The 9,494-nt window shown below is 67.9% G+C and carries 12 protein-coding genes; 4 read left to right on the forward strand and 8 right to left on the reverse strand.

Annotated features, from left to right (window positions below; translation table 11 throughout):
* Window positions 1-14: 14 nt before the first annotated feature.
* The 4 genes from sigM (at window position 15) to trxA (ending at window position 3,155) form a co-directional block, all read left to right on the forward strand.
* Window positions 15-551 carry an RNA polymerase sigma factor SigM gene (gene sigM / locus NF556_RS21255; protein WP_332460666.1) on the forward strand — a complete coding sequence of 179 codons (537 nt, stop codon included), beginning with the start codon at window positions 15-17 and terminating at the stop codon, window positions 549-551.
* A gap of 238 nt (window positions 552-789) precedes the next feature.
* Window positions 790-1,602: a hypothetical protein gene (locus tag NF556_RS21260; protein WP_252593402.1), complete on the forward strand. Its 813-nt coding sequence runs from the start codon at window positions 790-792 to the stop codon at window positions 1,600-1,602.
* A gap of 113 nt (window positions 1,603-1,715) precedes the next feature.
* Window positions 1,716-2,720, forward strand: coding sequence for a thioredoxin-disulfide reductase (gene trxB / locus NF556_RS21265; protein WP_252593404.1), 1,005 nt, complete (start codon window positions 1,716-1,718; stop codon window positions 2,718-2,720).
* Between the two features lie 111 nt (window positions 2,721-2,831).
* Window positions 2,832-3,155 (forward strand): thioredoxin, encoded by a 324-nt coding sequence (trxA, locus tag NF556_RS21270; RefSeq protein WP_252593407.1) that lies wholly within the window; start codon window positions 2,832-2,834, stop codon window positions 3,153-3,155.
* A gap of 117 nt (window positions 3,156-3,272) precedes the next feature.
* On the opposite strand, the gene NF556_RS21275 is transcribed toward trxA, so the two are convergent.
* The 8 genes from NF556_RS21275 to rpmH all read right to left on the reverse strand — a co-directional run bounded on the left by NF556_RS21275 (window position 3,273) and on the right by rpmH (window position 9,236).
* Complete coding sequence (locus NF556_RS21275; RefSeq protein WP_252593409.1) at window positions 3,273-4,316, reverse strand: ParB/RepB/Spo0J family partition protein; 1,044 nt, start codon at window positions 4,314-4,316, stop codon at window positions 3,273-3,275.
* The gene (locus NF556_RS21280; protein WP_289781771.1) at window positions 4,313-5,395 is read right to left on the reverse strand and encodes a ParA family protein; all 1,083 of its coding nucleotides are present in this window, start codon (window positions 5,393-5,395) and stop codon (window positions 4,313-4,315) included. Before NF556_RS21280 ends, NF556_RS21275 begins: the two co-directional genes overlap by 4 nt.
* A gap of 200 nt (window positions 5,396-5,595) precedes the next feature.
* Window positions 5,596-6,381, reverse strand: coding sequence for a 16S rRNA (guanine(527)-N(7))-methyltransferase RsmG (gene rsmG / locus NF556_RS21285; RefSeq protein ID WP_252593413.1), 786 nt, complete (start codon window positions 6,379-6,381; stop codon window positions 5,596-5,598).
* A 166-nt stretch (window positions 6,382-6,547) separates the two neighbouring features.
* Window positions 6,548-7,273, reverse strand: coding sequence for a Jag family protein (locus tag NF556_RS21290; RefSeq protein ID WP_252593416.1), 726 nt, complete (start codon window positions 7,271-7,273; stop codon window positions 6,548-6,550).
* 96 nt (window positions 7,274-7,369) lie between these two features.
* Window positions 7,370-8,371: a membrane protein insertase YidC gene (yidC, locus tag NF556_RS21295; RefSeq protein ID WP_252593418.1), complete on the reverse strand. Its 1,002-nt coding sequence runs from the start codon at window positions 8,369-8,371 to the stop codon at window positions 7,370-7,372.
* A 63-nt stretch (window positions 8,372-8,434) separates the two neighbouring features.
* On the reverse strand, window positions 8,435-8,716 hold the full coding sequence (gene yidD, locus NF556_RS21300) for a membrane protein insertion efficiency factor YidD (RefSeq protein WP_252593421.1): 282 nt from the start codon (window positions 8,714-8,716) through the stop codon (window positions 8,435-8,437).
* Entirely contained in the window at window positions 8,713-9,078 is a 366-nt protein-coding gene (gene rnpA, locus NF556_RS21305; RefSeq protein WP_256829700.1) for a ribonuclease P protein component, read from the reverse strand. Before rnpA ends, yidD begins: the two co-directional genes overlap by 4 nt.
* A 20-nt stretch (window positions 9,079-9,098) precedes the next feature.
* Window positions 9,099-9,236: a 50S ribosomal protein L34 gene (rpmH, locus tag NF556_RS21310; RefSeq protein WP_252593423.1), complete on the reverse strand. Its 138-nt coding sequence runs from the start codon at window positions 9,234-9,236 to the stop codon at window positions 9,099-9,101.
* Between the last annotated feature and the right edge of the window lie 258 nt (window positions 9,237-9,494).

Raw genomic sequence — 9,494 nt, forward strand, 5'->3', positions numbered from 1 at the left:
GTCAGGCTGGGACTGTGGTGACCCCGGATCTGCAGGAGCGGACTGACCACGAGCTGCTGAAGCTGCACCAGGACGGTGACGCGGAGGCCTTCGGTGAGCTGTTCCGGCGCCACAAGGACCGCATGTGGGCGGTCGCGCTGCGCACCGCGCGCGACCCGGAGATCGCCGCAGACGCGGTGCAGGACGGCTTCATCAACGCCTTCCGACGGGCGGGGTCCTTCCGCGGTGACTCTGCCGTGACCACCTGGCTGCACCGCATCGTGGTCAATGCCTGCCTGGACCGGCTGCGCCGGATCAAGCCGACCTCGGACATCACCGACATTGATCCTGCCGACGCCCGCGACCACCACCGCAGCGTCGAGGTGCGCCTCGATGTGCGGGAGGCCCTGGACCAACTGCCTGAGGGGCAGAAGATGGCCCTGGTCCTGGTCGACATGCACGGGATGAGCGTGACCGAGGCCGCGCAGGTCCTGGAGGTCGCCGAGGGCACCGTGAAGTCCCGGTGCGCCCGCGGGCGGGCCGCGATGGCGCAACTGCTGGAGCCGGCATGAGGTGCGTGCTCTCGGTGCAGGCCTCCGACGGCGGCACAGAATCGCAGGGAACCTGTGGCTCTGCTCGCACGTCGTATCTCCGTGGGGCTGATTGCAGCCACCACCGAGCACGCCCGTTCGACGCCCTCGTGAGGAGGTTTCCGTGACTGGATCGCACCCCGATCCGCGCGCATCTGACGACGACCTGGATCCGACTGGAGTCCGGGCTCTGCTCGCGAACCTTCCTGACCCTGGCCCGATGCCCGACGAACTCATGACGCGGATCTCGCAGAGTCTGGTGCTCGAGCAGGAGCGACGCGCCAGCGCGGGCACCTCCACCGGCGCTCCGGCCGACTCCGAGACGTCCACCGGGTCTGCGCCGTCCTCAGCTGGCACCGACGACAACGTCGTGTCCCTGACCGCAGAGCGCCAGCGCCGTCGCCCGGGGCGCACGCTCCTGTGGCTCGGCGGTGCCGCCGCGGTCGCCATGGTCGCCACCGTCTCCGTCAACCAGCTTGTGGGCACCGACGGTGCTGGCGACTCCGGTGTCGCAGCCGATATCCCGGTGACCACCGACTCCGCCGACAGTGGTGCCGAGGCTGGCGGCGCCGCAGACGCTGCCGAGGGACAGGACGACTCCGCCCAGGAGGGTGGTGCGGACTCGGCAATGCCTGATGAAGAGGGCGAGGCGGCCCCTCAGGCCGAGCCGACGCCCGCTCCCGGCGAGGAGTCGGAGAGCGCCGGGGCCGGCGACGTGCTCACTTCCACCCAGGTTCAAGCCATGGCGGGCACCGTCGAGCTGAGCACGACCGGCTGGGCCGATGAGGTCAGCGCGTGGTTGGGCGCTGACCTGGCACGCGATGAGCCCATGTGGGGAGCGACCCAGGCCCGCGACTGCGTCGAGAACAGCGATCTGGACACCCGCCAGGCCAACACCGTGCTGTTGTCGCAGGCGCTCTGGGAGGACGAGCCGGCCACCCTGGTTGTCGCCGAGGCGACCTCTGGGGACACAGCCTGGGTGCTGAGCCCGGACTGCCAGGAGATCCTCTCCGGCCCGACGCTCCTCGACTGACCAGCGCGTTCACGGACCGGGAACATCCTCCACGTAGGATCGGTTGAGCATATTGATGGTGTCTGCCCCGTGGGTGGGCACCTGCCACCGACCTCGCACCCTGGAGTCCAGCCTTGATCACCATTCCCGAGGAGCCCACAGCCCCCGCCACCCACGGCGATGAGCTGCGCGACGTGATCATCGTCGGGTCCGGCCCGGCGGGTTACACCGCGGCGGTCTATGCAGCCCGCGCCAACCTGCGGCCCCTCCTCTTCGAGGGGGCTGTCACTGCTGGTGGCGCCCTGATGAACACCACGGATGTGGAGAACTTCCCCGGCTTTGAGAACGGCATCATGGGCCCGGACCTGATGTTCGCCATGCGCGGCCAGGCCGAGCGGTTCGGGGCCGAGCTGGTCCGCGAGGACGTCACCGCCCTCGACCTCACCGGCGCTGAGAAGCTGGTCACGGACGCGACCGGCCAGGTGCACCGTGCCCGCACCGTCATCCTGGCGATGGGTTCGGCCTACCGTGAGATGGGGCTGCCGGATGAGAAGCGACTCTCCGGCCACGGCCTGTCCTGGTGTGCGACCTGTGATGGTGCCTTCTTCCGTGAGCAGGACATCGCCGTGGTCGGTGGTGGCGACTCCGCCATGGAGGAGGCCACCTTCCTGAGCCGCTTCGGGCGCTCCGTGACGGTCATCCACCGCCGCGACGAGCTGCGGGCCTCCAAGATCATGGCCGAGCGTGCGCAGAACGACCCCAAGATCTCGTTCCTGTGGAACACCGAGATCGCGGCGCTGCACGGTGACCCGAAGCTCTCCGGGGTCACGCTGCGCGACACGGTCACCGGCGAGGAGCGCGAGGGCGAGTTTGCCGGTGTCTTTGTCGCCATCGGCCACGACCCCCGCAATGAGCTCATCACCGGGCAGGTCGACCTCGACGATGGCGGCTATGTCCTCGTCGAGGGCCGCACCACGCAGACCAACCTGCCAGGCGTCTTCGCCTGCGGCGACCTGGTCGACCACACCTACCGACAGGCCGTCACTGCGGCGGGCACCGGGTGCTCCGCGGCCCTCGACGCCGAGCGCTACCTCGCCGGGATCGAGGCGGACGACCTGGCCGAGGAGCTCGTTCACTGACCCCAATCGCTTACTGACACAACAGAATCAGCAGTTTCAAGATGTATCGCTGACTGGCACAGAATGCCCCTGAGCGAGAACGTGCACCACACCACGAGGAAAGGGAATCCCATGGCCACCAAGCACACTTCCGACACCGAGTTCCAGGCTGACGTCCTGGACCAGCAGACCCCGGTCCTGGTCGACTTCTGGGCGCCCTGGTGCGGCCCGTGCAAGATGGTTGCCCCGATCCTGGAGGAGCTCTCCGAGGAGTATGGCGACAAGATCCAGGTCGTCAAGCTCAACACCGACGAGAACCCGGGCATCACCGGCAAATACGGCATCACCGGCATCCCGACGATGAACGTCTACGTCGGCGGCGAGGTCGTCAAGACCCTCGTCGGTGCTCTTCCGAAGCAGAAGCTGGTCCGTGAGCTCGAGGACTACCTCGGCTGATTCGCCTGCAGCACAGCGCAACTCGAGGCGCCTAGGAACAGAGCAAACGCCCCGGACCAGTGGTCCGGGGCGTTTCGCGTCTGCCGAGATCAGGCCTGCGGGATCAGGCGTCTGAGATCAGGCGTCGTGGAGCAGACCGAGGATGCGGTCCAGGTCCTCCAGTGAGGCAAACTCCACGGTGACCTTGCCCTTGCGCTTGCCCATCGCGATCGCCACCCGGGTGTCGAGGCGATCAGCGAGGCGGGCGGCGTGCTCCTCCAGCTCCGGCTGTGCCTCGCGCGGTGCCCGACTGCGTCGTGTCGCGGGCTCACCACCCTCACCCAGCACGACGATCTCCTCCACTGTGCGCACAGAGAGCCCCTCGGCAACGATCCTCTGGGCCAGGCGCTCCATCGCGGCCCCGTCAGACAGGCCCAGCAGCGCCCTGGCGTGTCCGGCGCTGAGGACCCCGGCCGCGACGCGACGCTGCACCAGCGGTGGGAGCTTCATCAGACGCAGCGTGTTGCTGATCTGCGGTCGGGAGCGTCCGATCCGCTGTGCCAGCTCGTCCTGCGTGCACCCGAAGTCGCCCAGCAGCTGCTGATAGGCCGCTGCTTCTTCCAGGGGGTTGAGCTGCGCACGGTGCAGGTTCTCCAGCAACGCATCGCGCAGCATGTCGTCATCCGCAGTGTCGCGGATGATGGCCGGGATGGTCTCCAGCCCGACCTGGCGTGCCGCTCGCAATCGTCGCTCGCCCATGATGAGCTCGTAGCCCTGGTCTGCCGGACGCACCACGACGGGCTGCAGCACGCCGATCTCACGGATGCTGTGCTCCAGCTCCGACAGGTCATCCTCGTCGAACACCTGTCGGGGTTGGCGCGCGTTGGGGACGATCAGGTCGATCTCGAGGTCCGCGAACTGGGCTCCCGGCACGGGGGCCAGATCGGGGTCCTCGGGTGCTGGCGCCTCTTCAGAAGTGTCCGCAGTGCCTTCCAGCGGTTCGACAGAATCCTTCATCGAGTCTTCGAGATGCGTGGCAAGCAGGACACCTGCGGCCTCCTGACCTGCGGAAACACTGGTCTGTCGCGGGAAGAAGACATCACTGGGGCGATCGGCGCCCGACGGAGCCGGCGGGATCAGTGCCCCCAGCCCACGTCCCAGTCCTCGTCGCCGATCACTCATTGGTCACTGCCTTCCTGGTTGGTCTGCGCACCCTTGCTCTGGGCGGCTCGCGCCACTTCTTTGGCTGCCTCGAGATAGCACAGGGCCCCGCTGCTGACGGGGTCGTAAGTGATGACGGTCTCGCCATGGCTGGGCGCCTCACTGATGCGCACCGACCGGGGGATTGACGTGCGCAGCACCGTGCTGGCGAAGTGGCTGCGCACCTCATCGGCCACCTGGGATGACAGCCGGGTGCGGCCGTCATACATGGTCAGCAGGATGTGCGAGACGGTGAGCGTGGGGTTCAGGTGCTCCTTGATCAGCTCGATGTTCGTGAGGAGCTGACTGAGGCCTTCCAGTGCGTAGTACTCACACTGAATCGGGATCAGCACCTCGGACCCGGCGACGAAGGAGTTGATGGTCAGCAGTCCGAGGCTTGGCGGACAGTCGATGAAGACATAGTCGACGGGCGATCCAGCCGCCTTCCGTGCGGCCAGGAAGGTCGCCACGGCCTTACGCAGTCGACTCTCCCGCGCCACCATCGGCACCAACTCGATCTCAGCGCCGGCCAGATCGATGGTGGCGGGCGCGCACAGCAGCCCGGGCAGCGAGGGGCTCTCCTGGACGACATCCTCCAGGGGGGCGCCATCGATGAGCACGTCATAGATGCCGGCGACGTCACCGCCGTGGTCGATCCCGAGGGCCGTGCTGGCATTGCCCTGAGGGTCCATGTCGATCACCAGGACGCGCAAACCCGACTGGCTCAGAGCAGCGGCCATGTTGACGGCCGTCGTGGTCTTCCCAACCCCACCCTTCTGGTTGGCCACCGTCAGCACACGTGGCTCCCGGGGGCGAGGCAGGTCGGTGGTGTGTGCCGCGGCGACAGCACGCGGGGCATCGCTGGAGGCAACACCCGCGGTTTCACGTGAAACCGAGGTCGCACTCAGGTCGTCACGCGTGTCCGTGTCGTCACGCGTGTCCGTCTCGTCATGAATGCCCGTCTCGCGGGCATCGAGGGCATCGGCCCGGGTGTCGGTCGTGGTGTCGGTCGGGTCAGTTTCACGTGAAACATGGCTCGCGACACTCGCGGACCCCGTCACGTCTTCTGATGGCTCTTCTTGTGGCCAGCCTTCTTGTGGCCCGTCCGTTTCACGTGAAACATGCTTCGAGGGCCACCCGAGGGGGCTCGACAGCTTCCCCCCAGCTTCACGGATCACCGCGACCCCGGTTGACGTGGCTGGCTGTGGCCAGCCCACCAGGGAGTGTGGCTTCTTGAGGGTCAGGGTTTTCATCGCTTCCATCATGACTCGTGGGACGAACGTTTCGTGGACCCACGCCGCGCGGACCTGCGACCACCGCCGGGTCGCTGTGCTGAGCTTCTCGGGCCCTTGACCGCGCGCGAGGTGGCTGACTCGGTGGGCCGCACCGGTTGTCCGCCGATGCGGACCTCGACGACACGAGTTGGCTCGGGCAGCACGTCCTCACCCACGAGCACCAGGCGACCGGAGATCCCGCCGGCACGGCGCACTGCACTCTCATCCTCAGCGAGCTCGCGCGCCGCAGTCTCTCCCTTGAGTGCCAACAGCCGTCCCTCGGCCTCCAGCAGTGGCAGGCACCACCCGGCCAGCTCCCCCAGTCGGGCCACGGCGCGCGCGGTCACCACGGGTGCGCGCAGCTTGCCCCAGAAGTCCTGCGCCTTGCCGCGGACCACCTGCACGTTGAGCAGATCAAGTTCTTTCACCGCGTTGTCCAGCCAGGTGGTTCGTCGCAGCATCGGCTCGACGAGCACCACGTCAAGATCCGGGCGAGCAATCGCCAGGACCAGACCGGGCAGCCCGGCGCCCGACCCCACGTCGATCAGGCGAGTTCGGTGGGGCAACACCGACTCGACGATGCCGCAGTTGAGCAGGTGCCGCTCCCACAGTCGCGGGGTCTCGCGCGGGCCGATCAGACCGTGACTGACCCCGGTGTCGGCGAGCAGATGAGCGAAGTGCTCGGCGATCGGCAGCCGGTTGCCGAAGATCTCGGCGGCCACCGAGGGCGGACGATCAGGCAGCCCGGCCCGCTCGTTCTCGTCGTGTTTCACGTGAAACGTCCTGTCTTCCTGCGGCATGGTGGGGCTCGGTGCGGGCACCGCGAACGGCCAGTATGCCGGACGGGCAGCCTCCGCCTGAAACGCCCACCGGCCCACCCTCGACAGTCGAGGATGGGCCGGCGTGGTCAACCGTGGCGGCGCTCTGCCGTTCGTTTGGTCAGTCGTTGGGGAGGATCACGACATAGCGGTTCGGCTCGGTGCCCTCAGACTCCGAGACCAGCCCGCCGGCCAGGACCTCGTCGTGCACGACCTTGCGCTCGAAGGCCGACATGGGCTCGAGCTCGGCCCGCTCGCCCGACTCCTTGACGCTGGCCACGGTGGCGCGAGCCAGGTCGACCAGCTCAGCACGCCGCCCGGCGCGGTGGCCGGCGATGTCGAGCATCAGCCGGCTACGGTCACCGGTCTCAGCCTGCACGGCCAGCCGGGTCAGCTCCTGCAGCGCCTCGAGCACGTCAGCGTCGCGACCGACCAGCTTCTTGGGCGCCGGGCCCTCCTCAGAGTCCACGATCGCCACGGCGGCGCGGTCGCCCTCGACGTTGACCTCCAGGTCTCCGTCGAGGTCCGCGATGTCGAGGAGCTGCTCCAGGAAGTCAGCCGCGACCTCGCCCTCGTGCTCCAGGTCTGAGCGCCGGCTGCCTGCTGGACGCCGCCCGTCAAGAGCAGTGCTCTCTGTTTCCTGCGGGCTGGCAGCGGAGTCCGTCTCGTCGGGTGCTGACGCGTCTCCCGTGCTGTCAGAGAGCTCGCTCTCCAGCTGGTGCAGTGCCGTCTCGGCGGTGCTGCTGGCCTCCGGGATGTCGCTGTGGGCGGTGCTGTCCGAAGGGGTGGACGCCGCTGCGGTGTTGCCTGCGTCGGCCGGGTCCTGCGTGATGGGTTCGGTGCTCACACAAAGCTCCTGGGTTGTCTGGGTGGGACTGGTTTGTGGGTGCTCACGGCGCCGGGGCCGGGCGGGGACTGAGCCGGCAGCTACGGGGCGGTGCGGCTAACGTCCCTTGGGGCGGTTGCTGCCGGCCTTCTTGCGCTTCTTGCCCTTGGGCTGGACCCGCTGGCCACCCTGCGGTCGTGCCGGGGTGACTTCCTCCGCCGCCGACTCCTCGTCGCCCGCGTCAGCAGCCGTGCTCAGCTGCATCTTCGTGACCGGCTTGCCCTTCGCCTGACGACGCTGCTCCAGGGCCTTCTCGGCCGGCGACCCGGGGGCGGGCATCCGGCGGATAACGTAGAACTGCTGGCACATGGTCCACAGGTTCGAGGCCGTCCAGTAGACGAGGACACCCAGCGGGAAGTTCACACCGGTCACAGCGAAGACCAACGGCAGGACATAGAGCAGCACCTTCTGCTGGCGCGCCATCGGGTTGTCCAGTGCGGATGCGGGCATGTTCTTGCGCATCAGCTGGTGCTGCGTGGTGAACGTGGTCACCGACATCGCGATGATCAGCACGACGGCCAGGATCTTGGCGGGGGTGTCATCGCTGTGCAGGAAGCTGGACGACATGTGCGCGCCCAGCACGGTGGACTCGTTCATCGCGTGGGCCAGCTCCGGCGTGAAGAAGCCGGGCACATCCTTGGTGCCGTCCGCGATCGTGGGGATGGAGTTCAGGATCCGGAAGAGCGCGAAGAAGAACGGCATCTGCGCGAGGATCGGCAGGCAGGAGGCAAACGGGTTCGTGCCGTGCTTCTTGTAGAGCCCGAAGCTCTCCTCCTGCATCTTCTGCCGGGAGATGTCGTCCTTCTTGCCCTTGTACTTCTTCTGGATCTTCATCAGCTCGGGCTGGATGAGCTGCATCCGCCGCTGAGAGTGGATCTGTCGCACGAACAACGGCATCAGGAGCAGGCGCAGGATGATCACGAGCCCGACGATCACCAGGATCCAGGTCAGGCCGTTGGTGTCCTGCATGCCCACCGCGGTCAGCAGCCAGTGGAAGCCAGCCATGATCGACGAGACGAGCCAGGTGAACGGCCAGAGCAGGGTGTCTAGGAAGCCCATGTGGTCCTTGGTGTCGGTGCGGATGGCCCGTGCCGGGCCGACCCGCGGAGTGCGGTCAAGTGGTCAGTGGTGGTCGCGTCGCGGCGCCCGCTCGGGCACGTGGTCGACGCCGCCATCGCTCCAGGGGTGACACCTACCCAACCGTCGAACGGTCAGCCAGGTTCCCCGGAGCACCCCGTGGCGACTCAGCGCGGTCACCGCGTAGTTGGAACAGGAGGGATAGAACTTGCAGGTCGGCCCGAGCAGCGGCGAGATGATCCACTGATAGAGGCGCACCAGCCCGATCAGTGGCAGGGCCAGCACACCGCGCAGGGTGCGGGGCTCACGCAGGCTCGTCGTGGTCATGATCCTGTCCCACAGGCTCGCCCCAGTGCCTGATCAAAGGCCGTGGCCAGCTCCGCGGAGGACGCTCGCGCAGCAGCAGGGTTGGCCCGCACGACGAGGTCTGTCGCCGGTGGCAGTGAGGCCAGCCGCGGGGCGGTGATCGCCCGGAGGCGTCGCACCACCCGGTGACGCACCACCGAGTTGCCGACCGCCCGGGACACGACGAAACCGACCCGCGCCGGACGGCTGGGGTCGGTTGTCATCGCACAGTGCACCACGAGGAGTGCTGAGCCGGCGCGTCGGCGGCGCGTCACGGACCCATCGCCCCGGAGCACGGCAGAGAACTCCTGGGGCCGGGTCAGACGGCGGTGACGCGGCAACACTGCGCGCTCGGTCCGACGACTCAGGCAGACAGCTTGGCGCGGCCCTTGGCGCGGCGCGAGGCCAGGATGCTGCGGCCGGCGCGGGTGCGCATCCGCAGGCGGAAGCCGTGCACGCGGGAGCGACGACGGTTGTTGGGCTGGAAGGTGCGCTTGCTCACTGGGTTACTCCGTTACCGCAGCACGTCTCCCGTGCTGCCTGACACATGCTGTGGTTGGGTGGGGTCAGGTGGGCGTGCTGGTCGGCCGCAATCGAAAGCCCACGCCGTTGCGGCCCGTGCAGCAGCATCGGTCTGCGGGCCACCACTCGTGGGCAGGCGAAAACGGCCGAGACAACAGGCCACGCTCAAAGGTAGTTGAGCGAGGTCCCTCGGGTCAAACTGGGCCCGGGCGTCGCCGGGGCCTCGCGAGCCCCACGG

Origin of the sequence: Ornithinimicrobium faecis (genome assembly GCF_023923225.1) — a bacterium.
GTDB classification, from domain to species: domain Bacteria; phylum Actinomycetota; class Actinomycetes; order Actinomycetales; family Dermatophilaceae; genus Ornithinicoccus; species Ornithinicoccus faecis.